Annotated in this window: 21 protein-coding genes; 5 read left to right on the forward strand and 16 right to left on the reverse strand. The window is 69.2% G+C overall.

The features are described from left to right. Window positions 1–29 precede the first annotated feature (29 nt). Window positions 30–458 (forward strand): hypothetical protein, encoded by a 429-nt coding sequence (locus BCM27_RS03450; protein WP_004022825.1) that lies wholly within the window; start codon window positions 30–32, stop codon window positions 456–458. 20 nt (window positions 459–478) lie between these two features. On the opposite strand, the gene BCM27_RS03455 is transcribed toward BCM27_RS03450, so the two are convergent. The 6 genes from BCM27_RS03455 to moeA all read right to left on the reverse strand — a co-directional run bounded on the left by BCM27_RS03455 (window position 479) and on the right by moeA (window position 8623). Continuing rightward, on the reverse strand, window positions 479–1312 hold the full coding sequence (locus BCM27_RS03455) for a universal stress protein (RefSeq protein ID WP_004022826.1): 834 nt from the start codon (window positions 1310–1312) through the stop codon (window positions 479–481). After that, window positions 1309–2985, reverse strand: coding sequence for an MDR family MFS transporter (locus BCM27_RS03460; RefSeq protein WP_004022827.1), 1677 nt, complete (start codon window positions 2983–2985; stop codon window positions 1309–1311). Before BCM27_RS03460 ends, BCM27_RS03455 begins: the two co-directional genes overlap by 4 nt. A 193-nt stretch (window positions 2986–3178) precedes the next feature. Beyond that, a complete protein-coding gene (locus BCM27_RS03465; RefSeq protein ID WP_004022828.1) occupies window positions 3179–5473 on the reverse strand; it encodes an AAA family ATPase in 2295 nt (764 codons plus the stop codon). Next, entirely contained in the window at window positions 5470–6519 is a 1050-nt protein-coding gene (locus tag BCM27_RS03470; protein WP_231896008.1) for a CDP-alcohol phosphatidyltransferase family protein, read from the reverse strand. Before BCM27_RS03470 ends, BCM27_RS03465 begins: the two co-directional genes overlap by 4 nt. A gap of 26 nt (window positions 6520–6545) precedes the next feature. After that, window positions 6546–7277 (reverse strand): phosphatidylserine decarboxylase, encoded by a 732-nt coding sequence (locus BCM27_RS03475; protein ID WP_004022830.1) that lies wholly within the window; start codon window positions 7275–7277, stop codon window positions 6546–6548. A gap of 104 nt (window positions 7278–7381) precedes the next feature. Next, window positions 7382–8623, reverse strand: coding sequence for a molybdopterin molybdotransferase MoeA (gene moeA / locus BCM27_RS03480; RefSeq protein ID WP_004022831.1), 1242 nt, complete (start codon window positions 8621–8623; stop codon window positions 7382–7384). A 101-nt stretch (window positions 8624–8724) separates the two neighbouring features. Between moeA and BCM27_RS03485 the strand changes: the two genes are divergently transcribed. Beyond that, window positions 8725–9525 (forward strand): HAD-IIA family hydrolase, encoded by an 801-nt coding sequence (locus BCM27_RS03485; protein WP_033206163.1) that lies wholly within the window; start codon window positions 8725–8727, stop codon window positions 9523–9525. A 75-nt stretch (window positions 9526–9600) separates the two neighbouring features. Here BCM27_RS03485 and BCM27_RS03490 read toward each other — a convergent pair whose 3' ends face one another. The 4 genes from BCM27_RS03490 to BCM27_RS03505 form a co-directional block, all read right to left on the reverse strand. Then, complete coding sequence (locus BCM27_RS03490; protein ID WP_004022833.1) at window positions 9601–10059, reverse strand: SRPBCC family protein; 459 nt, start codon at window positions 10057–10059, stop codon at window positions 9601–9603. Window positions 10060–10160: 101 nt separating this feature from the next. After that, window positions 10161–10643: a DUF350 domain-containing protein gene (locus BCM27_RS03495; protein WP_004022834.1), complete on the reverse strand. Its 483-nt coding sequence runs from the start codon at window positions 10641–10643 to the stop codon at window positions 10161–10163. Window positions 10644–10808: 165 nt separating this feature from the next. Then, window positions 10809–11921, reverse strand: a complete 1113-nt coding sequence (locus BCM27_RS03500) for an acyl-CoA dehydrogenase family protein (protein ID WP_004022835.1) — start codon at window positions 11919–11921, stop codon at window positions 10809–10811. 42 nt (window positions 11922–11963) lie between these two features. Further along, window positions 11964–13157 (reverse strand): acyl-CoA dehydrogenase family protein, encoded by a 1194-nt coding sequence (locus BCM27_RS03505; protein ID WP_004022836.1) that lies wholly within the window; start codon window positions 13155–13157, stop codon window positions 11964–11966. 215 nt (window positions 13158–13372) lie between these two features. Here BCM27_RS03505 and BCM27_RS03510 point away from each other — a divergent pair, with 215 nt between their 5' ends. Continuing rightward, window positions 13373–13993 carry a TetR/AcrR family transcriptional regulator gene (locus tag BCM27_RS03510; protein WP_004022837.1) on the forward strand — a complete coding sequence of 207 codons (621 nt, stop codon included), beginning with the start codon at window positions 13373–13375 and terminating at the stop codon, window positions 13991–13993. Between the two features lies 1 nt (window position 13994). Here BCM27_RS03510 and BCM27_RS03515 read toward each other — a convergent pair whose 3' ends face one another. After that, complete coding sequence (locus BCM27_RS03515; RefSeq protein WP_004022838.1) at window positions 13995–15248, reverse strand: MFS transporter; 1254 nt, start codon at window positions 15246–15248, stop codon at window positions 13995–13997. 87 nt (window positions 15249–15335) lie between these two features. Between BCM27_RS03515 and BCM27_RS03520 the strand changes: the two genes are divergently transcribed. Both BCM27_RS03520 and BCM27_RS03525 read left to right on the forward strand, forming a co-directional pair. Beyond that, window positions 15336–15950, forward strand: coding sequence for a TetR/AcrR family transcriptional regulator (locus BCM27_RS03520; RefSeq protein ID WP_004022839.1), 615 nt, complete (start codon window positions 15336–15338; stop codon window positions 15948–15950). 9 nt (window positions 15951–15959) lie between these two features. Next, on the forward strand, window positions 15960–17372 hold the full coding sequence (locus tag BCM27_RS03525) for an amidase (RefSeq protein WP_004022840.1): 1413 nt from the start codon (window positions 15960–15962) through the stop codon (window positions 17370–17372). A 160-nt stretch (window positions 17373–17532) separates the two neighbouring features. On the opposite strand, the gene BCM27_RS03530 is transcribed toward BCM27_RS03525, so the two are convergent. The 5 genes from BCM27_RS03530 to BCM27_RS03550 form a co-directional block, all read right to left on the reverse strand. Then, window positions 17533–19185: a solute symporter family protein gene (locus BCM27_RS03530; RefSeq protein ID WP_004022841.1), complete on the reverse strand. Its 1653-nt coding sequence runs from the start codon at window positions 19183–19185 to the stop codon at window positions 17533–17535. Then, on the reverse strand, window positions 19182–19538 hold the full coding sequence (locus BCM27_RS03535) for a DUF485 domain-containing protein (protein WP_033206154.1): 357 nt from the start codon (window positions 19536–19538) through the stop codon (window positions 19182–19184). The genes BCM27_RS03530 and BCM27_RS03535 overlap by 4 nt, the downstream gene beginning before the upstream one ends. Window positions 19539–19695: 157 nt before the next feature. Next, window positions 19696–21462, reverse strand: a complete 1767-nt coding sequence (locus BCM27_RS03540; protein ID WP_004022843.1) for a sodium/solute symporter — start codon at window positions 21460–21462, stop codon at window positions 19696–19698. Continuing rightward, on the reverse strand, window positions 21459–21848 hold the full coding sequence (locus tag BCM27_RS03545) for a hypothetical protein (protein WP_004022844.1): 390 nt from the start codon (window positions 21846–21848) through the stop codon (window positions 21459–21461). Before BCM27_RS03545 ends, BCM27_RS03540 begins: the two co-directional genes overlap by 4 nt. Further along, entirely contained in the window at window positions 21841–22656 is an 816-nt protein-coding gene (locus tag BCM27_RS03550) for a LytR/AlgR family response regulator transcription factor (protein ID WP_004022845.1), read from the reverse strand. Before BCM27_RS03550 ends, BCM27_RS03545 begins: the two co-directional genes overlap by 8 nt. Window positions 22657–22661 lie beyond the last annotated feature (5 nt).

Here is a 22661-nt window from a genome sequence, read left to right on the forward strand (position 1 = left end):
CCCGCGGTCGCTACTTTACCGTTGCCCGTATGTTCCGGTTCGACTGGCTCCGGCGTACCGCCGTCATCACCGCTGCTGTCCTGCTGGTATTCGGCCTCGTCGCGGGGTGCGCGGACGAGGAACAGGCCGGTCCGGACGGCGTCCCGCTGCCGTCGGACTTCCCGGTCACCCAGGTGCCGCTCATCGACGGCCACGTGCTCTCCGCCGGGGGCAGCCGCTCCGACGGCTGGGAGGTCACGGTGCAGGGTCCGGTGAATGCCGGCAACCAGCTCGAGGCCGCGACCGACACACTGGCCGAGGCGGGCTTCGCCGAGTCGCACCGCTCGACCGAGGGCGGCCAGTCGGTGGTCGTGATGTCGGCGACCAAGGAGGGTGCAACCTACTGGGTCCAGATCGGCGCGTCCCCACAGGCCGCGGGCGGCGGCTCGTCGGTCTTCTATCTGGTCAACGTGGAGTAGCGCGCACCGCGGGGGTGCCATCACGACGTTCGGCTGTGGTCCACGATCGCTATCGGGCAGCGCGTGCGATGCTGCGCCGCGCGTGCGACCGATCCCGCCCAGGCGGCGAAGGCGCTCCCTGCGCGTGGTCGGGTGACGACGAGCAACGACGCCTGCGGAACCGCCTCCCCGACGGCCCGGGACGGGTTGCCGTTGACCAGTTGCAGCGTCGTGGCGCAACCGGGGAAGCGCCGACGCCACGGTTCGAGCAGCGCGTCGGCCCGCGCGTACACGGACTCGATCTGGGCAGGGGGAGCCGCGTCGGGTATCGCACACACCACCGCCACCGCGTTGCCCGTGCCACCGGCGTACTCGAACGCGGTCGACAGGGCGAGGTCGGAAGGGGCGTCGACGTCGAGCGCGGCGACGACCGGACCGCCGGTTGCGAGGTTGCCGTACGGGACGGTCACGACGGTGCAGTGCGAGCGCCCCGAGAGCGCGGAGCTGATGCTTCCGGTGGTGAGACGCTCGATCAGTCCGGGCCGGTGATGACCCACGACCATCAGATCGACCTGGCTCGACAAGCGCGTGAGGAGCGGGATCGCGAAGTCGTGCTCGACGACGGTGTCGATGCGCAGGCCGGGATGGTGTGCGCCGAGGCGGCTGGCCACCGCGGACAGGTGGTCGACCGCTGCCCGCCGCGTGGCGGTCACGTCGAAGTCGAGCTCGAACTCGCTGAGAGGTTGCAGCGCCCCGGCGGCCGCGAATCCGTGGATCAACACCAAGCGGTCCCCGATGCGGGCCGAGGCGGCCGCCCAGCGGGCGGCCGCCTCGGATTCGGGACTCAGGTCCACCCCGACGGCGATGGTGTTCATCGCGTGCGGGTGGGGTCGCCCGTTCGCGTGTCGGCGACGGACCCGGTGACGTCTTCCTGCGGTCCCTCGGCGGGGGCGAAAGCCTGCGGCGCCGATGCGGCGATGGCTGCCTCCTCCGCGCGCCGTTCCTCGTCGCTGCTCATCGTCTTGAGGGCGACCTCCTTGATGAGCGTGATGGCGATGAAGCTCAGCGCCGCCATGACTGCCGCGACCAGGAAGATCCGGGCCGTTCCGTCGCCGTACGCACCGCGGACGATGGCCGCGATCGGAGCCGGCAGCTCGTTCAGATTGGCCAGGCCGGCCGCGCCGCCACCGGTCTGTCCGGACCCGATGCCCAGGGCCCCGAGACCCTTGGCGATGAGATCGGTGACGTGGTTGGACAGGATCGCACCGAGCACCGACACACCTGCGGCGCCGCCGAGTGAGCGGAAGAAGGTGACCGTCGAGGTCGCCGCGCCGAGGTTGTCCGGGCTGACGTTGTTCTGCACCGCGAGAACCAGGTTCTGCATCGTCATGCCCATGCCGCAGCCGAGAACGAACAGGAATGCACCGACCAGGACCATGTCCGTGTGCGCGTCGATCGTCGCGAGCAGGCCGAAGCCGATCGTCATCATCGCGGCACCGGCGACGAGGAATCGCTTCCACCGTCCGTACCGGGTGATCAGGTTGCCGGAGACGGTCGCCGACAGCATCGAACCGATGACCATCGGGAGGGTCAGCAGGCCGGCCGCGGTGGGCGAGTACCCGCGGGCGATCTGGAAGTACTGGCCGAGGAAGACCGCGCCGCCGAAGAGAGCGACACCGACGCCGATGCTGGCGAGGGTCGCCAGGGCGGTGGTGCGATCCCGGAAGATGTGCAGCGGGATGATCGGGCTGGACACCTTCGACTCGACGACGACCGCGGCGACGAGCAGCGCCACACCGAGCGCGACGAGCCCGTACGAGGTCAGCGACGCCCAGTCGAAGTTCTTACCGGCCAGCGTGACCCAGATCAGCAGGGTGCTGACACCGGAGGCGATGAGCGCGGCGCCGAGGTAGTCGATGCTGACCTTCTTGCGCACGACCGGAACATTCAGCGTGCGCTGGATGACGACGAGGGCGAGGACGGCGAGCGGGACGCAGACGTAGAACGTCCAGCGCCAGCCGAGCCAACTGGTGTCGACGACGACGCCGCCGATGAGCGGACCGGCAACGGTCGCAACCGACATCACCGCGGCCATCGGGCCCTGGTACCGGCCGCGTTCGCGCGGGCTGAACATCGTCGCGACGACGATGACGACCAGCGCCTGCAGACCGCCGAGGCCCAGACCCTGGATGACGCGGAAGCCGATCAGCATGTCGACCGAGGTGGAGAGTCCGGCGAGGACCGAACCCAGGGTGAACAGGAACAGGGCGCCCTGCACCAGCAGCTTCTTGCTGACCAGGTCGGCGAACTTGCCCCAGATGGGCGTGGTCGCGGTCGACGCGAGCAGTGTCGCGGTGATGACCCAGGTGTACTGGTCCTGGGTGCCGTGCAGATCGGTGATGATCGTCGGCAGGGCGTTGGACACCACGGTCGAGGACAGGAACGCGACGAACATGCCGAGCAGGAGGCCGATGAGGGCCTCGATCTTCTGGCGATGGGTCATCGGCACGTCTTCGACCGGCGCCACCGCGGATGCGGGTGCACTCATAGAACAAACCTCCGAGAAAGAAAGCTGCCCGCGACGAGGAGACGAGCGGGCTGCGAATCGGCGCGCACGGCGGCGCACCCGATTGGTTGATTGATGCAACTATAAAGCGTGATGGTTGCAACCAACAACTATCGGAGGTTATTCCGGGTGTGTTCCGGGACTCACCCGGCAGCCGAGGGGACTTCGGCAGTGGTCACTCGAGCCGACGCTCGGCGTAGGCCTTGAGGTCGGCGACCTGCGCGGGATCGAGCGACGGCCGAACCCGCTTGCGGGCCTCCTCGACGTCGGCCACGGTCACCGCGGCGGCGTCGATGTCCCGGCGCATCGCCGACAGGGCGGCCTCGCGCAGCAGGGCCGAACAGTCGGCCGCCGAGTAGCCGTCGAGGTCGCCGGCCAGCTCATCGAGGTCGACGCCGTCGAGCGGGACGTCGCGCCCGGTGGCGCGCAGGATGTCCCCGCGGGCGTCGGCGTCCGGCGGCGGCACGAAGACGAGCCGTTCCAGCCGCCCGGGCCGCAGCAGCGCCGGGTCGATGAGGTCGGGTCGGTTCGTCGCACCGAGCACGACCACGTCCTGGAGCGGTTCGACGCCGTCCAGTTCGGTGAGCAGCGCGGCGACCACCCGATCGCCGACACCGGAGTCGGTGGACTGACCGCGGCGCGGTGCCAGCGCGTCGACCTCGTCGAGGAAGATCAGCGAGGGCGCCGACTCGCGGGCACGGGCGAACAGATCCCGCACCGCCTTCTCCGACGACCCGACCCACTTGTCCATCAGCTCGGCGCCCTTGACCGTGTGCACCGACAGCTGACCCGACGCCGCGAGCGCGCGGACGACGAACGTCTTGCCGCAGCCCGGCGGGCCGAACAGCAGCACCCCACGCGGCGGGTCGACGCCGAGCCGGGCGAAGGTGTCGGGGTGTTGCAGCGGCCACAGGACCGCTTCGGTCAGAGCCTGTTTCGTCTCGACCATGTCGCCGACGTCGGCGAGGGTGATCGAGCCAAGCGCGACTTCGGGGGAATCCGAGCGGGACACCGGCCGGATGACGTCGAGGGCGCCGACGAGATCCTCGGTGCGCAGCGACGGCGCGGACTTCTCGGCACTCGCACGCGTCGCGGCGCGCAGCGCGGCCTCGCGGGCCAGCGCGGCGAGATCCCCGGCGACGAAACCGGGGGTGCGCGAGGCGACCGACGTGAGGTCGAGGTCACCGTCGGTCGGGACGTTCGACAGGATCGCCGAGAGCAACCGCGCCCGGGTCGCGGCGTCAGGGAGGCCGATGACCAGTTCCCGGTCGCAGAGCGACGGGTCGCGCAACCGGGCGTCGAGGCGTACCGGTTCGGCGGTGGTCGCGATGAGTGCGATGCGGCCGTCGGCGATTCCGGAACGCAGTTCGTCGAGGATCAGTGCGGCGACGGGCTCGGGTTCGGCGGGTAACAGCGCATCGACGTCGGTGATCAGCAGGACCCCGGCGGCCGCCCGGGTGCGGGCCACCGCGTCGGCGACCGTCCGCAGGCGGGTGTTGGCCTCCGTCGCACCGACCGTCGGGCCGTCGATGGTCACCAGCGTGCGCGACGCGCACACCGAACGGACGAAGGTCGCCTTGCCGCCGCCGGCCGGGCCGGTGACCAGGACGCCGAGACGCGGTGTCGCACCGAGGGTGCGCAGCACCTCCGGCTCGTCGAGGGTGATGGTGAGCCATTCGGTGAGCTTGGTGACCTGGGAGTCGACGCCGACCAGCTCCGACACCGGCCGGACCGGGATCTCGGGCTCCCGGGCGGGCTCGCGGACCGGGCTGGGCGCGGCGACCGTCCGCGGGCGGGAGTCGGACTCCGACACCATGCCGAGGGCGCCGGGGATCCGGGGTGACCCCGGGCCGGTTCGGTCGACGAGGGGCGGCACCTCGCCCGCGGTCGTCGACCACAGCACAGCGGTGTTGGTCTGCACGCTGACCGGTGCCGACACCTGGTCGCCCGTGGGCGGGCCCGGCTCGGTCGCGGTGACGGTCAGCAACTCGGTGGTCCAGGTGATCCCGACCGAGCGGGCCAGCGCGCGCGTGGCCTCGGTGGCGGCGAGTTCGGGACCGAGGTCGCGGGGGAGCAGCGAGACGGCGTCGCCGACGGACAGGACCTTGCCCAGCAGCGCGCGGCGCAGCGTCGACTCGGTGATCGACTGGGTGGCCAGCACCGAACCGCTCACCACCACGCGGCTTGCGCCCTGCACCTCGACAGGTGCGAGAACGACCGGCGAGTTCTCCCGGACACCGGCATTGGAGAAGGCGATCTCGTCGAGGAGGGCCACCCCGGTCGGCGCGGTGGGCTCGGTCGCGGCCACCACGGCAGCCGTGACGCGTGCGCCGGTGATCGACACCGCGTCCCATTCACGCAGCGACAACGCGGTCAGCACCTCGGGGTGCACCCGGATGATGCCGCGCCGGGCCTCGGCCGCCGAGGGATTGTGGCGCGCCGTCAGGGTGAGGGAGGCGGGCGTGCTCATTCGGGCTCGCTTTCGGTCGTCCCGCCGGTCGTGCTGGGCGCGGTGACGCCGGGGCCGGTGGGGCGGTTCAGGCCCAGGCGGCCGAGTGAGTTGATGACCGGCCGCCGGCGCCGTCCACCGGGAGACGCGGTGCGCAGGGCCCGACGCTGGGCACGACGTTCGGCCGGTTTGTCATCCCAGTGCTCGGGACGGGAGGCGACCCAGCGACGTGCGCGCCACGCGAACGGGATGTGCACTGCGTACCCGGCGATCGCGATCATCATCAGCACGTAGGGGAAGGTCACCAGCAGTGCCGCGGCCGCGGCGACGAGCACCAGCAGGCCGGCCACCGCGCCGGGCGGGATCGAGGCGGTCTTGAGCGAGGAGGTCGGGATTCGGCTCACGGCCATGAACGCGACGAGAATCAACCACCCGCCCACGGCCGGCAGCGAGGTCCACCACCCGTCACCGAACTGTTGTTCCAGCCCGATCGGCAGGAGTGCGCAGATCGCCGCGGCGGGCGCGGGGACACCGGCGAAGAAATCCTTTGTGTACGCCGGTGCCTCGTCGTCGTCGAGCAGGGTGTTGAATCTCGCGAGCCGCAGCACGATGGCGCAGCAGTAGATCAGGGCGAGCACCCAGCCGAGGTCGTGCCCGTCGATGAAGTGGAAGTAGATGATCATCGCCGGGACCACACCGAAGTTGATCGCGTCGGCCAGTGAGTCGATCTCGGCGCCGATGCGGCTCGTCGCTCCCATCAGGCGTGCGACCCGGCCGTCGATACCGTCGAGGAACGCCGCCGCGACCAGGAGCGCCATCGCGGTGTCGACGTCGCCGTTGATGGCCGACCGCATGGCGGTGAGGCCCGCGCAGATCGCGAGGATCGTCAGCGAGGACGGGATGACGATGCGGCTGGCCTGTGCCTGGCGGCGCAGACGACGGCGCTCCGGCTCCTTTCGCGGAACCGGGTGCGCCTGTGCGTGTCGGCTGGCCGAGCGTGCTGTCGGGGTCCGGGCGGTGCGCGAGCCGGGTCGTCGACGCCCGGGGGTCGTGCCGGATGAGGTCATGTCGGTCGCGTTCACCTGGCCGGAGTTCACTGATCCAGGTACGCGAACGGGGTCTCGCCGCCCACCGCGCGCTGGCCGACCGAGACGCGGGGCCGGGTGCCGGCCGGGAAATAGACGTCGACCCGCGAGCCGAATCGGATCAGCCCGTAGGTCTCACCGAGCGCCAGCGAGTCCCCGATCGTCGGCTCGCACACGATCCGCCGCGCGATGAGACCGGCGATCTGCACGACCGCCAGCTCGGGGCCGGGCGCGCCGCCCGCGGCGGTGGTGCGGATGGTCATCGTGGTGCGCTCGTTGTCGCGACTGGCCTCGGGGAGGTCGGCGGAGACGAACGCGCCCGGCGTGTGGGTCACGGCGGTCACCGTGCCCGCGATCGGCACGCGCTGCACGTGGACGTCGAAGATCGACAGGAACGTCGAGACCCGGGGCAGCGGCTGCGTGCCCAGGCCGGACTCGGCGGGCGGGACGGCCTCGTCGACCAGAGCGATGGTGCCGTCCGCGGGCGCGACCACCACCCCGGGCTCGGTGGGCGGAACCCGCTTCGGATGCCGGAAGAAGGCCGCGCACGCCCCGGCGGTCAGAGCGGCCGGCCGGGCGATCCAGCGGTGCCTGCGACCCAGCAGGGCAACGGCGGCCGGAGCGGCGACGAACGGCACACCGGCTGGATGGATCGGGGGGATGGTCTCTCGGGCCAGATCGAGAAAATGGGCGACACGGCCGGTGTCACCGGAGCCGTCCGGACGCGGACGTCGGGCCACGATCAACCTCCTCTGGCCTGTGTCCAGGCCGGGTACTCGGTGCGCACCGCATCGCCGGGTGCCTCGGCGTCCACTCTAGAGCGCTGCCCCCGCGGGCCTCGTCGTCAGCGCAGGACCAGCACTTCCACCAGCGTTCCGGCCTCGACTGCCTCGACGTCGGCGGGGATGTCGATCAATGCGTCGGCCTCGGCCAGGTAGCGCAGGTGATGGGAGGCGGGTGGGCCGATCGGATCGACCCCGACGGCTCCGTCGAGGTGCCCCGCGTCGAGTACGCCGCGCAGGAACTGTCGTTTGCCGCGGGGTGAGCGGATGTCGGCGCCGAGGCGGGCCTCGACCCGCTCCCGGTCGGCCGGCAGGGCCATCGCGGCGCGCAGGGCCGGCCGGATGAAGACCTCGAACGACACGAGCGCACTGACGGGGTTGCCCGGCAGGGTGATGATCGGTACCCGCGTCCCACGCGTCGAGGGGAAGTGGCCGCAGCCCTGGGGCATTCCCGGCTGCATCGCCACCTTCACGAACTCGACGGTCCCCGTCGCCGACAGTGCGTCTTTGACCACCTCGAAGGCGCCGGCGCTGACGCCGCCGGAGGTGATGATCAGATCGGCGTCGTCGGCGACCTCGTCGAGCCGCGCGGCGAAGTCCGCGGTGTTGTCGGGAACGAAGTGCAGGTGACGACCGATCGCGCCGGCCTCGGTGACCGCGGCGGTCAACATGGCGCCGTTGGACTCGTAGATCTGACCGTGGCGCAACGGTTTTCCGGGCTCCACGAGTTCGGAACCGGTGGACAGCACGACGACGCGCAATCGTCGGGTGACGGTGACCTCGGCGATACCCAGTGCCGCCAGCAAGCCGATCTGCGGCGCGCCGATCACCGTGCCGGCCGGCAGTGCGCGGGTGCCGAACTCGATGTCGGAGCCCCCGCGCCGGATGTGCTTGCCCCGCTCGGGCGCCGCGGTGAAGGTGACCGTCGGCGCGGCGGCCACCGGCCCGACCACGGCGTCGGTCAGTTCGACCGGGACGACCGCATCGGCGCCCGCGGGCATCGGGGCGCCGGTCATGATGCGGTGTGCGGTCCCCGGTTCGAGCGTCAGGTCGTCGGTGCGGCCGGCGGGGATGTCCGCGGCGACCGGCAAGGTGACCGGTGAATCGGTGCTCGCGTCCGCGAGATCGGCGGCGCGCACGGCGAATCCGTCCATCGCGGAGTTGTCGAAGCCGGGCAGGGGCAGCGGAGCGTCGACATCGGTGAATGTGGCGAGACCCAGCGATTGCGGCACTGCGACCCTCGACGGTTCGGGCGCGCCGAACAAGGCCGCGACGACGCGCTGATGCTCTACGACGGTACGCATGGGCTCAGCATGCCAGGTGCCGCCGTGGGCGCCGCCGCGGTCCCGGCCAGGTGGCCGGGCCTGCCCTGCGACGCAGCTGCCCGAGGACTACATTCGTGCGCATGGCGCTGGGTCTGCTGCTCGACATCGACGGGGTGATGGTCACCTCGTGGCGGGCGCTGCCGGGCGCGGTGGAGGCGATCGCCGAACTCGCCGATCAGGGCATCCCACGGATGTTCCTGACCAACACGACGTCCCGGTCGCGCGGGGAGATCGCCGAGGCGCTGAACGAATGCGGTTTCGAGGTGGAGTCGGACGAGATCCTGTCGGCGGCCAAGCTGACCGCCGAACACGTCGCCGCCACGTATCCGGGCAAGCGCGTATGGGTGCTCAACGAGGGGCCGATCGCCGAGGACATGACCGGCGTGGAGCTGACCGACGATCCGGCGTCGGCCGAGGTGGTGGTACTCGGCGGCGCCGGTTCGGTGTTCACCCACGCGGCATTGTCGAAGGTCCTGGAGATGCTGCTCGACGGCATCCCGGTGATCGCGATGCACCGGTCGATGACCTGGTCGACGTCGGCCGGTCTGAGCATTGACACCGGGGTGTACCTCGAGGGCCTCGAAAAGGCCTCGGGCGCAAAGATCAAGGCGATCGGCAAGCCCTCGCCGGTCGGTTTCCGGGCGGCCACCGAGATCCTGGGTCTCGAGCCGACGCAGGTGGTCATGGTCGGCGACGACATGCACAACGACGTCCTGGGAGCCCAGGCCGCGGCGCTGATCGGGGTGCTGGTGCGCACCGGCAAGTTCCGCGAGGAGGCGCTGCATGCGTTGCAGCGTGACGAGTTCGGGCCCTACCCCGACCACATCATCGACTCGGTGGCCGACCTCCCCGAGCTCATCAACAAGCTCAGCGGAACCTGATCCCCGCGCCCTGAGGAGCGAGCTTGCGAGCGTCCCCCGCCCCCTGAGGAGCGAGCTTGCGAGCGTCTCGAAGGGTCAGTTGGACTCGGCGGCGCGCTTGATCTTGCCGAGCGTCTCGGCCATCCCGAGCTTGAGTTCCTCTTCGAACGAGTCGGCCCCACCGAAGAGCTTGTCCACGAGCACCGACGAGACCTTGGTGGTCGATCCGTTGACCTCGCGGCGCTCGGTGACCGTGACGCCGGCGTCCTTCGGGGTGATGGTGTAGCTCCAGATGGTGTGGTTCTCGGCGACCCGGAAACCGAGTTCCTGGTTGGGGGTGAAGCGCACGACCTTGGAGGTGGTCGGCCACACCAGCGGGCCCCGGCGGTTGATGTTGATGGTCTTGGTCCCCAACCCGACGGTGCCGCCGCGGATGATCATCTTCTTGCACTGGGGGCTCCACTCGCCCATGCGCTTGAGATCGGAGATCACCGACCACACCTGCTCGGGGGTGGCGTCGATGTCGATGGATTCCTCGATGAGTGCTGCGGTCATGGTGGCTCACCCTATGGGCTTGTTGGCCGAGGGTCAATAAGCATGTTCGGGTGCCTGAGTCAACCCCGGAAAACGCGTGGACCAGCGGTGTCGCCCCGAACTCAGACCAGCAGGGTCATCCCGATGACGGCGCCCACGGCGACGAACACCGCGGCCGTGATCCACCCCGCGGGATGCTCGTCGGCGGTCCTCCGGCCGGTGTCGAGGGAGTCGGGAGCGTCGTCGGCGCCCGGCGCCCCGTCGAACAGCAGCGTTCCCAGCTTCCCGGGCGTGAGCCAGTCGATCAGCACGAACGACCACATCATCACCGCGATCGTGAGCACCGAGTACGCCGCGGTGTAGAGCAGCGCGCGCCACAGCTCCAGGAGTTCGGTGTCGATCACCGAACAGACCAGCACGATCGCGAGACCGATGACCATCGACGTGGTCAGCAGCACCGCGTTGCGATTGTGTTCGATCCACACCAGCTGCCGCAGCCGGCCGGGCGTCACCAGGTCGAGTGCCGCGAATCCCAGGATGAGCAAGGCGATGCCGACCAGGCTGAACGACGCGCCCGCGGCCAGATTGTCCCGCAGCAGTTCCATCCGGATCCCTCTCGCCTCACGACACCGTCAGCGGGCGGCCGCCCGACAACGACTTCAGCGAAGGTCCGCGCGCGAGAAGCGCACAAGGACCTTCGCTGAAGGACAGTAGCCGGGGCACAGCCCCCGCAGCACCCCTCCGGAGCGTGTCCGGGGGAGATCGGCGTGTCAGCCGACGCTGAGCATGTCGTAGGAGTCGACGTTCTCCGCCAGGCGGGTCACATGGTCCGACGCGTCGCCGAGGGTGTGGCTGATCGCGGTCAGTCGGCTCACGTAGTGGGCGATGGGGTACTCGGCGGTCATGCCGATACCGCCGTGCATCTGGATCGCTTCCTGGCCGACCAGACGCGCGGACCGGCAGATCTGCAGCTTCGCCCGCGACGCGATGATCGGGTCGGCGATGCCGTCGGCCAGCGCCGAGGTCGCATACAGGCTCAGGCTGCGCGCCAGTTCGAGCTGGACGTACATGTCGGCGGCCCGGTGGGTGAGCGCCTGAAACGACGACAGTGTGACGCCGAACTGCTTGCGCGACTTGAGGTATTCGACGGTGAGATCGAGGCTGCGCTCCATCGCGCCGACGGCCTCGGCGCACAGCGCCGTCTGGATGCCGACCTCCGCATCGGCGATCGTCTGCGAGGCGTCGCCGTCGCCGAGGCGCGTGGCCTTGGCATCGGTGAACTCGATCTGCGCACCGCGCCGACGATCGTGGGTCCGGTAGGGGGTGCGGGTGACGCCCTCGGCGTCGGCGTCGATGAGGTAGAGGCCGACGCCCTTGTCGTCGCGGGCCGACACGATCAGCTTGGCTGCGCAATCGCCGTGTCCGACAAGGCTCTTGGTTCCGTTCAGGACGCCGTCGGCCGACGCGGTGGTCTCGACCCGGGCCTCCGGCCACCGGTCACCCGGCTCGGTGTGGGCGAAAGCCATCAGGAGTTCGCCGGATGCCAGTGCGGTCCGCAGCTCGGCGCGGGTCGCGTCGTCGGCGAGGCCGAGGAGCGAGCCGGGGACGAGGACCGAGTCGAGGTAGGGCTCCGGAGCCAGTGCGCGGCCGAGTTCGGTCATCACACTGGTGAATTCGACGGGCCCGGCATCCATGCCGCCCTCGTTCTCCGGGAAGGTGAGGCCGAGGATGCCGATCTCGGCCAGCGACTTCCACACCTTCTCGCTCCAGCCGAGGTCGGTGTCGGTGACCTTGCGCAGCGTCTCGACGTCGTAGGTCTTGGTGAGGACTTCGCGAACGGTGTCGCGCAGCATCCCCTGCTCTTCGGAAAGCTCGAAATCCATGGTGTTCCTTAGGTGAAGGTCGGTAAGAGTCGTGGCCGGGGCTCAGAGGCCCAGGACGGCCTTGTCGATGATCTGGCGCTGCACTTCCGACGAGCCGCCGTAGATCGTGACCTTGCGGTAGTTGAGGTAGGTCGGTGCGGCGAGCTGGGCCCACTCGGGGGCGCTCACCTCCGCACTGCCGTTGGGTGCCGACGCGTCGAGCTGGGCGACCGGGAGCGAATCCGGGCCGGCGATGTCGGCGAGCAGCTCCATCGCGGCCTGCTGCAGCTGGCTGCCGGTGAGCTTCAGCAGCGACGACGCCGGGTTCGGCTTGCCGTCGGCCGACGACGCGGCGACACGCAGCTGGGTCAGCTCGAGCGCGAGCAGTTCGTTCTCGACCTCGGCCAGGCGGGCGGCGAACAGCGGGTCGTCGAGCAGGGTGCCCTTCGCTGTCCGGGTCTGCTTGGCGAGTTCCTTGGCGCGGGCCAGCTTCGCCTTGGTGTAGCCGACGCGGGCGATGCCGTTGCGCTCGTTGCCGAGCAGGAACTTGGCCTGCGTCCAGCCGCTGTTCTCCTCGCCGACCATGTTCTCGGCGGGTACGCGGACGTCGTTGAAGAAGACTTCGTTGACCTCGTAGCTGCCGTCGATGAGCTGGATCGGCCGGATCTCGACGCCCGGGGTGTCCATCGGGAACAGGAACATGCTGATGCCGGCCTGCTTCTTGACATCGGGGTTCGTGCGCGCGAGGCAGAAGATCCAGTCCGCGAACTGGCCGAGCGTGGTCCACGTCTTCTGTCCGTTGATGACGTACTCGTCGCCATCGCGAACCGCGCGGGTCTTGAGCGAGGCCAGGTCCGAACCGGCCTCGGGCTCGGAGAAGCCCTGGCACCACCAGATGTCGAGGTTCGCGGTCTTGGCGAGGAAGCGTTCCTTCATCTCGTCGGACCCGAACTGGGCGATGACCGGACCGATCATGCCGACGTTGAAGGGGAGCATGTCGGGGACGAACGCGAGGCTCATCTCCTCGCGGTAGATGTGGTGCTGGATCGGGGTCCAGTCCTTGCCGCCGTACTCCGCGGGCCAGCTCGGGGTGGCCACACCGTGCTCGTTGAGGATGCGCGTCGTGGTGACGAGGTCCTCCGGGTAGTTGAGTTTGCCCTCTTCGCACCGCTTGCGAACGTCTTCGGGGACCTTGGCGAAGATTCCGCGCAACTCCTCGCGGAAGGCCTCTTCTTCAGGACTGAATGTCAGCTGCATGGGTTCTTCTCTACTCCTGTCGAGGGTGTCCGTACTCCGGGCGGTGTGGCCGAACTGGGGACCTCTGCCGTGTGCCTCCCGGCTGGGGAGACCCAGCCGGTTCACGAATGACTAAGCGCTTGCTTAGTGATAGGTTGCACTATGCCGCGCGGGCCGGAGGCTGTCAATCACGGGTCCGTTGCGATGACCAGTCCGACCGTTTCGAGAGGGTGACGATGGGCCCGTCCGCCGATCCGGCGTCGCAAACGCGGCCGATGGCCGCTCGGGCCCGGCTCCTGCGTGCCGCCGTCGAGGCGTTCGCCGCGAAGGGGTTCAACGGCACCACCACGAGGGACATCGCCAACGGTGCGCAGATGAGCTCAGCAGCGGTCTACGTGCACTTCCGCTCCAAGGAGGAGCTGCTGTTCGAGATCTCCGACGCGGGGCACCGTGCCATTCTCGCGGCGATCGACGACGCCGACGATCCGTCGGCGTCACCCGGTGACCGGTTGCGGGCGATCGTCCACGCGTTCACCGAGCACCACGCGCGCGAACACGTGGGCGGTCGGGTGGTGAACTACGAGCTGAACGCGCTCGCGCCCGACCATCTCGGCACCGTGATGGCCATGCGCCGCGAGATCACCCGGCGGGTGCGCGCGATCGTCGACGCCGGCATCGGCAACGGGGACTTCGCCGTTGCCGATTCGCTCGCCACCACCAACGCGATGCTGTCCATGGGTATCGACGTCGCGCGGTGGTATCGCGACGGGGGTTCGCTCTCGCCCGAGGAGATGGGGGACTTCTACGCGGAGCTGGCCACTCGGATGGTCGGGTGGCGACCGACCGTCGCGGAGTGACTCAGCCCTTGCGCGCTGGTTCCGGGTGCGCCGCAGCGTCTTCGACGGAATCGCGGACTGCTGTCGTCGCCCGGCGGTGCATCGTCACCGCGAATGTCGCCGCGATCATCACCATCGCGAGGACATAGCCGACGTAACCGATGATGGTGTCGCGCAAGCCGATGTGCGACACGACGATTCCGGCGATCACGGCCGGGACGCTGAAGGCGAGGTAGCTCGCCACGAACACCGACGAGAAGACCTGACCGCGCTGGGCGGGCGGGGTCGCGGCGGTGATGTTGTCCATCGCGGAGAGGAAGGTGGCGGCCCAGCCCGAGCCGGCCACGATCGAGCCGACGATGTAGAGCGGCAGGGATTCCGCCAGGACCCCGGCCAGTGAGATCACCACACCGGCGGCGAGTGCGGGGAGACCGTACGCCGCCTTGATCGTCGACGGGCGATCGGTGATGAACAGGGACGTGAGGGCCGCGCAGGCGAAGAAGACGAACAGGATTGCGCCCGCCGCGCCGTGGTTGTCCACGCCGAAGACGCGGGAGACGACCGACGAGCCGAGGGAGAGATACAGGCCGCCGAGGGACCAGGTGGCGACGAGCGCGGGGACGGATGCCAGGAACACCGTGCGGACCTCGCGGGGCACGCGCACCTGCGGCGCGAGCGTGCCCGCCAGGTGCCGTCGGGAGTCGAAGCCGATCCGCTCGCGTGTCTCCGGGACGATGAGCAGGGCGATCAACAGCGCGGCGAACAGGCCGAGGATGATCTCGTAGATCAGGACGCGGGGCGCGGGTGCGTATTCGACGAGCACACCGGCCACGGCGACGCCGCTCGCCAGGCCGATCGCCGGTGCCGCGCCGACGATCGTCGATCCGATCCGAGCCGAGGGCTGCAGATCGACCGTTGTCGCGGTCAACGTGCCCATCGCCGCCCCGGTGGCCAGGCCTTGGAGGGCGCGGGCGGCAAGCAGCGTGCCGACGTCCTGGGCGACGACGAACAGCACCATGCTCGCGATGAGCAGGACGAGCGCGACGGCGAGAACGGGCCGCCGGCCGACATGATCGGAAAGAGACCCGACCGTGAGGAGGCTCAACAGCATGGTGAGCACGTACACCGCGAACACCAGCGTCAGCGTGAGCGCGGAGAACCCCCAGAGTTCCTGGTAGACGGGATACAGCGGTGACGGTGCCGCGGACGCGAACAGGACCATCATGTAGGTGGCCGCGATCAGCCAGAACGCGCGATGGGGATGAAGTGGCGCCACGAGGTCTCCTTAAAGCAAACAGAGTTGCATTCAGAAACTAGCCCGGACTGTGTTCCAAAAGCAATCAGCTTTGCAATAATGGCGTCCATGACGACCGCCCGCACTTCCGACAAGCCGACTCCTGGCGGCCCCGCCGCGCCGACCCGGCGTCCCGGTGGTCGCAGCGCGCGCGTGCAATCGGCGGTCTACACGGCCGTCGGTCAGCTCGTCGGCGCCGGACGCCGCGAGACGATGACGATCCCGGAGGTCGCCGAACTCGCCGGGGTCAACCCGACCAGCATCTATCGACGGTGGCGGTCGATCGACGCACTGCTCGGCGAGGTGGCGGTCGCGGCGCTGACGCAGGGCGAACCGTTGCCCGACACCGGCACCCTCGCCGGGGATCTCGCGGAGTGGGCGCAGATCATCGCCGCCGACATCGCGCGTCCCAAGCGCCGGGCCTACCTGCGCGCCATGGTCGCGGCCCGCGAGGACATCGTCGAGGTCTGCCCCTGCTGGGAGATCAGGCGAGAGCACGCCGAGCAGATGATCGCGCGGGCGCAGGAGCGCGGTGAACCCACGCCGTCCGTGCGCCAGGTGCTCGATCACGTGATCGCCCCGCTGTACCACCACGCGGTGTTCGGGCTCGCCTTCGACGCCGATCACGCCTCGGACCTCGTGGGTGACGTCTTGTCGATGATCGGGGTTGCGCCGAGACGGTAGGGTCCGGGCATGAAACACGTCCACGCGTTCACCGACGACGCACTCGGCGAGCACGACGCGGTCGGCATCGCCGACGCGATCTCCTCCGGCCAGATATCCGCAGCGGAAGCGGTCGAGGCCGCCATCGCCCGCATCGACGCCGTCAACCCGCACCTCAACGCGATCGCCTTCGACGATCGCGAGCGCGCTCGGAAGCGTGCCGTCGACGACGACTTCCCGCTGGGATCGTTCATCGGGGTGCCGTCGATCATCAAGAACAACACCGACTTCGCGGGACTGCCGACCCGCCATGGTTCGGCGGCGGTGCCGCCGCGGCCGGCCGAGGCCAACGAGGCCTTCACCAATCAGTTCCTGTCCAGCGGGGTGAACGTCGTCGGGGCGTCGACGATGCCCGCCTTCGGGCTGACCTCGACGACGGAATTCGTCGACCGCGAGCCGACGCGCAATCCGTGGGACACCGACTATTCCTCGGGTGGTTCCTCGGGTGGTTCGGCGGCGCTCGTCGCCGCCGGTGCGCTACCGATCGCGCACGCGAACGACGGTGGCGGGTCGATCCGGATCCCTGCCGCCATCTGTGGTCTGGTGGGGCTCAAGCCGAGTCGCGGGCGGGTCGAGTCGTCGAAGGAGACGCGGGACGCTCCGATCGACCTGGTGTCCAACGGCATCGTCAGTCGCTCGGTGCGGGACACGGCGCGCTTCCTCGCCGACACACAGGGTTTCCGGCCCGCACCCGGGATGCCGCCGATCGGTGTGGTCGACGGTCCGGGCACGAAGCGGTTGAAGATCGCGCTGATCACCGAGCCGCTGACCGGTGCGCTGCTCGACCGCGAGACCCAACGGTGCGTTGCCGAGGCCGCCGAACTCGTCGAGTCGCTGGGCCACCGCACCGAGATGGTGCCGTTGCCGGTCGATCGCGACTACGTCCGGGACTTCATCGACTACTGGTCATTGCTGGCCCTGGCGCTGGACCGGTTCGGAAAGCGGGTCGTCGACAAGGGCTTCGACCGCTCGCAGGTCGACTCCTTCACCCGCGGGTTGTCGCGGAGCGCCCTCCGGCACTTCTACCGGCTCCCCGGCGCGGTTCGCGGGTTGAAGAAGTCGACCGCCACGATTCGGGGTCTGCACGACACCTTCGACGTGATCCTCACCCCGACCGTCGTCCATACAACTCCCGAGATCGGATACCTCGATCCGGCAATCGAATTCGACGAGGCGATGGACCGGCTGACGAAGTTCATCGCGTTCACCCCGGCCAACAACACCGCGGGCACCCCGGCGATCAGTTTGCCACTCGGACAGACGGAGTCGGGTATGCCGGTGGGCATCCACTTCGCCGCCGACCTCGGCCAGGAGCGCACCCTCCTCGAATTGGCCTTCGAACTCGAAGCCGCCAAGCCGTTCGCGCGGATCCAGGACGCCTGAGTCCCGGGGTTGATTGTGTTCCCGCGGTTCCGTTTCCGTTCCGCTTATTGGATCCGATAAGCGCGACGGAAACCGCGCCGCGAGAAGGACCCACACCAACGACGGACGCACCACCGAAGATCGGTGGTGCGTCTGTCGTTGCGGATCGAGCGCGAGTGGCCTAGTGCTGCACGGCCTTCTCGGCACCGATGCCGGTGAGGGACCGAACTTCCATCTCCGCGTTGCGTTCCGGGGTGCCGTTGTCCGACGGGGTCGTCAGCGTGCCGACGATGCCGAGGACGAAGGCCAGCGGGATCGAGATGATGCCGGGGTTGGCCAACGGGAACCAGGCGAAGTCGGCGCCGGAGATCATGGCGGTCGACGACCCGGAGACGGCGGGGGAGAAGATGATCAGCACGATCGTGGAGATCAGGCCGCCGTACATGCTCCACAGGGCGCCGCGGGTGTTGAAGCGCTTCCAGTAGAGCGAGTAGACGATCGTCGGCAGGTTCGCGGCCGCGGCGATCGCGAAGGCCAGCGCCACCAGGAAGGCGATGTTCTGACCGTTGGCGAGGATGCCGAGGACGATGCTGACGATGCCGAGGACGACGACCGTGTACCGCGAGACGCGGACCTGGTCGGCCTCACTTGCCTTGTTGCGCTTGATCACCGAGGCGTAGATGTCGTGGGCGAAGGAGGCGGACGCCGTGATGGCGAGGCCGGCGACCACGGCGAGGATCGTCGCGAAGGCGACCGCCGAGATGATGCCCAGGAGGACGACACCGCCGAGCTCGAACGCCAACAGAGGTGCCGCGGAGTTCTGTCCGCCCGCGGCGTCGAGGATCTTGTCCGGGCCGACCAGGGCGGCCGCTCCGTAACCGAGGACCAGGGTGAACAGGTAGAAGGCACCGATCAGGGCGATGGCCCAGACCACCGACTTGCGAGCCTCCTTGGCGGTCGGCACGGTGTAGAAGCGCATCAGCACGTGGGGCAGGCCCGCGGTGCCGAGGACGAGTGCGATGGCGAGCGAGATGAAGTTGATCTGGCTCGTCAGCGATCCGCCGTACTGGGCACCGGGTGCGAGAACGTCACGCGCGGCGACCTTTTCGCTGGTCGAGTCGGTGACCGCGTCCTGCGCCGCACCGAGGATCGACGACAGGTTCATGCCGAACTTGGCCAGGACGATGAACGTCATGATGCCGGCGCCCGCGATGAGCAGGACGGCCTTGATGATCTGCACCCAGGTGGTGCCCTTCATGCCGCCGATGAGCACGTAGACGATCATCAGCGCACCGACGACGGCGATGACGATGGACTGGCCGAGGCGTCCTTCGATGTCGAGGAGCAGCGCGACCAGGCCGCCGGCGCCGGCCATCTGGGCGAGCAGGTAGAACAGCGACACCGCGAGGGTCGAGATCGCCGCGGCCAGACGGACCGGGCGTTGCTTGAGCCGGAAGCTCAGGACGTCGGCCATCGTGAACTTGCCGGTGTTGCGCAACAATTCGGCCACCAGCAACAGGGCGACCAGCCACGCGACGAGGAATCCGATGGAGTAGAGGAAGCCGTCGTAGCCGTAGACCGCGATGGCGCCCGCGATGCCGAGGAAGCTGGCCGCCGACAGGTAGTCGCCGGCGATCGCGATGCCGTTCTGGGGTCCGGAGAAGCCGCGGCCGCCGGTGAAGAAGTCGGCGGCGGTGTTGTTGTTCTTGCTGGCCTTGATGACCACGAACATCGTGACCGCGACGAAGGCGGCGAAGATGGCGATGTTGGCGACGGGGCTGCCGACGGTCGCCGCGAGGACGGTCACATCGGAGGAGGGCACGGTGGTGTTCACAGCGAGGGTCCGCCTTCCATCTCGTTGCGGATCGCCTCGGCCTTCGGATCGAGGTTGCGATTGGCGAAGCGTACGTACATGCCGGTGATGACGAAGGTGCTGACGAACTGCAACAGACCGAGGATCAGACCGAGGTTGATGTTGCCCCAGACCTGGGTCGCCATGAAGTCATGCGCGAAGGCGCCGAGCAGCACGTAGAGGGCGTACCAGATCAGGAAGAACGCGGTCAGCGGGAAGACGAACTTCCGCAGCGTGCGCCGCAGCTCCTGGAACTCCGGACTGGCCTGCATCTCGATGAACTCTTCGCCGGTCGGCGCGTGTGGCGCCGGTGGTGGTTGGTCGACGGTCGACACGGTTCCTCCCAGGGTGACGTGGCCACATGTGTGATGGCTCTGCGAGAGTCAGCCTGAATGAGGTGCAGGTCACAGGCAATCACGTGGCGTGGGTCACACGCCGAAGCCCGCGGTCTGTGCGACGGACGGTCGGTGAGATCCGACGAACGGTGAGCGGTCACCTGTCCGATCGGTCATCGGCCACCCGTCCGGGTGTGCGGTCCAGCCCCATCCCGACGCGCTCCGGCACGTGCATCCGTGCGAATGTCCGGGCCAGATCGGCCGGTATCCGACGGCGGGTCATCCGGCTGACCAGCACCATCGTGCCGAACGCGAGCGGCACGGTGATCGCGGCCGGATAGCCGATCACCACCGCGAGCCACCCGCCCAGCACGTCGTCGTCGACGACCCCGGCGATCGCCAGCATCGTCGCCGACCCCGACGCCGCGCCGCCGACGAGGAGTCCGGCGATGGCGCCGACGGCCGTCAGACCGCGCCACCAGATCCCCAGGACCAGCAAGGGGCACAGTGTCGATGCGGCGACCGCGAACACCAATCCGACGGTCCGGGACAGTTCCAGGGAGGCAGCCGCCAGGGACAGGCCGATGGGGATGAGTCCCCCGATGACCGCAGCCACCCGAAAATCGCGGACGCGGCCGCGCAACAGATCGGTGGCGAGCGCACCGGCGACCGACACGAGAAGTCCCGACGACGTGGCGAGGAACGCCGCGATCGCCCCCGCCGCGACGAGCGCGGCCAGGACCTGGCCGGCGATCCCGCCGACCGCCGCACTCGGCAACAGCAGGACCGCGGCGTCGGCGGTGCCGGTGATGAGCAACTCGGGAACGTAGAGTCGCGCGAACACCCCCAACAGGATCGGGAACAGGTAGAACAGCGACAGCAACGCGATGACGGCCAGTGCCGTCCGCCGGGCCGACCGCCCGTCGGGATTGGTGTAGAAGCGCACCAGCACATGCGGTAGACCCATCACGCCGAGGAACGTCGCGATGATCAGCGACAGCACCTGGTAGAGGGGATGACTGCCGCCGAAACCGCCGCCCGGTGCGATCCAGTCCGCGTTCTGCGTCGGTGCGCCCGCCACGACGGGGGTGGCCGCGCCGGCGTCGAGGAAGATCGTGGAACCCGCGGAGATCACGTGCGGTCCGGTGGTGGCCACCGGCGCGTCGTCGACGACGACTCCGTCCAGCGTCCCGGTGACCCGGACTCCGGTGGTCTCGGCGACGCTGACCGACACGTCGGTGGTCACGTCGACGGCGGTCGCGGTGGTGATGCGGGGCGGCGCGGGTTCCCCGACGGGGGTGGGATCCTGGGCGAAGACGCCGATCAGGACGAGCGCGGGGACCGCGATCGCGGTCAGTTTGAGCCAATACTGAAACGCCTGCACGAAGGTGATCGACCGCATGCCGCCGCCGACGACGTTCACGATCACGATGAGGCCGACGCCCACCACCCCGGCCCACACGGGAGCGCCGAGCAGGATGTTGAGGGTGAGTCCCGCGCCCTGGAACTGGGGGATGAGGTAAAGGACGCAGACGACGACCACGACCAGCATCGCGGTCTTCCGGACGGCGGTGGAGGCGAGGCGGAACTCGGCGAAGTCGGGCACGGTGTAGGCCCCGGAACGACGCAGCGGCGCAGCGACGAACAGCAACAGCCCGAGGTACCCGGCGGTGAACCCGACCGGATACCAGAGGGCGTCGGCGCCGTACTTCGCGATGAGCCCGGCCACGCCGAGAAACGATGCCGCTGACAGGTATTCGCCGGAGACCGCGGCGGCGTTCCAGCGCGAGCCGACGCTCCGCGAGGCGACCAGGAAGTCGGAGGTGGTGCGCGAGAACCGGCCGCCCCAGGCGCCGACCACGATCGTGGCGATGGCGGCGGCGAACAGCCCGACCGCGGTGAGGACGTGGACCTCGGTGGTCACGGCGCGCCTTCGTCGGACACATCGTCATCGACGAGGCCCATGAAGTCGCGTTCGGCCTGTTCGGCGAGATGGACGTAGAGCCGACCGGCGAGGTAGAGGACCGGGAAGGCGACGAGCCCCAGCACCAGCCAGATCAGACGGATACCGAAGATCTCGGCGTCGGCGATGCCCGGAAACAGCCAGGCGGCAACGGGTATGGCCATGGCGACGGCGAGCAGGGCGCCGCCGAGCCGGAGGCCGAGACCGAGCTGGGCGCGCATGAGGCCCCGGACGAGGGCGTCGCCGACCTCGGTCTGTTCCTGGACCTCGACGCGGGTGCGCACCATCCGTGCCCCGCGGCGTGAGGCGAGCACGACCCGTTCCCGCTGGGGTGGGTGTTCAGCCATCGTCGCGGCCGGCGGGGGAACGATACTGGCGCAGTGGGTCCCGGATGAGACGGTCCTTCAGTTCGCGGACCTGACGCCGGCTCACGGGTAGTTCGACGGCGTCGGAGGCGCCGTTGGCCCGCACGCACACCACGGTGCCGCCGCCGACGCTGCGCAGGCCGGTCACCATCGGCAGCGCGACGAGGTAGGACCGATGTACGCGCGCGAAACCGGTTTCTTGCCAGCGTGATTCGAGGGTCGACAACGGGATGCGCACGAGGTGGGCGCCCGAGTCGGCGTGCAGGCGGGCGTAGTCGCCGACGGCCTCGACCCAGGAGATCGAGTCGCGCCGGACGAGCGAGGTCACGCCGCTCATCTCCACCGGGATGACCTCGTCCGTACCGGTGCGACGCTCGGGACGAGCCGCCGGCTGGGCGGGTTCGGGCGCGCGTTCCCGACTGTCGAGGCTGGCGCGGACCCGCTCGACCGCCTGGGTGAGACGTTGTTCGCGAAGGGGTTTGAGCAGGTAGTCGACGGCACCGACCTCGAACGCGTCGACCGCCCGGTCGTCGTGGGCGGTGACGAACACGATCGCCGGGGGCGAGGCGTATTTCGCGAGCACGCCGGCGAGTTCGAGTCCCGAGAGGCCGGGCATGTTGATGTCGAGGAAGATCGCGTCGATACGGTGCTCGTTGAGCTCGCGGAGGGCGCCGGTGGCGTCGGAGGCCGAGTGGACCTCGGCGACGTCGTCCTGCCGGTTCAACAGGTAACCGAGCTCGTCGAGAGCTGGTGGTTCGTCGTCGACCGTGAGCACCACCAGTGCGGTCATGGAAC

The sequence above is a fragment of the Gordonia terrae genome, from assembly GCF_001698225.1.
In the GTDB taxonomy this organism is placed as follows: Bacteria; Actinomycetota; Actinomycetes; order Mycobacteriales; family Mycobacteriaceae; genus Gordonia; species Gordonia terrae.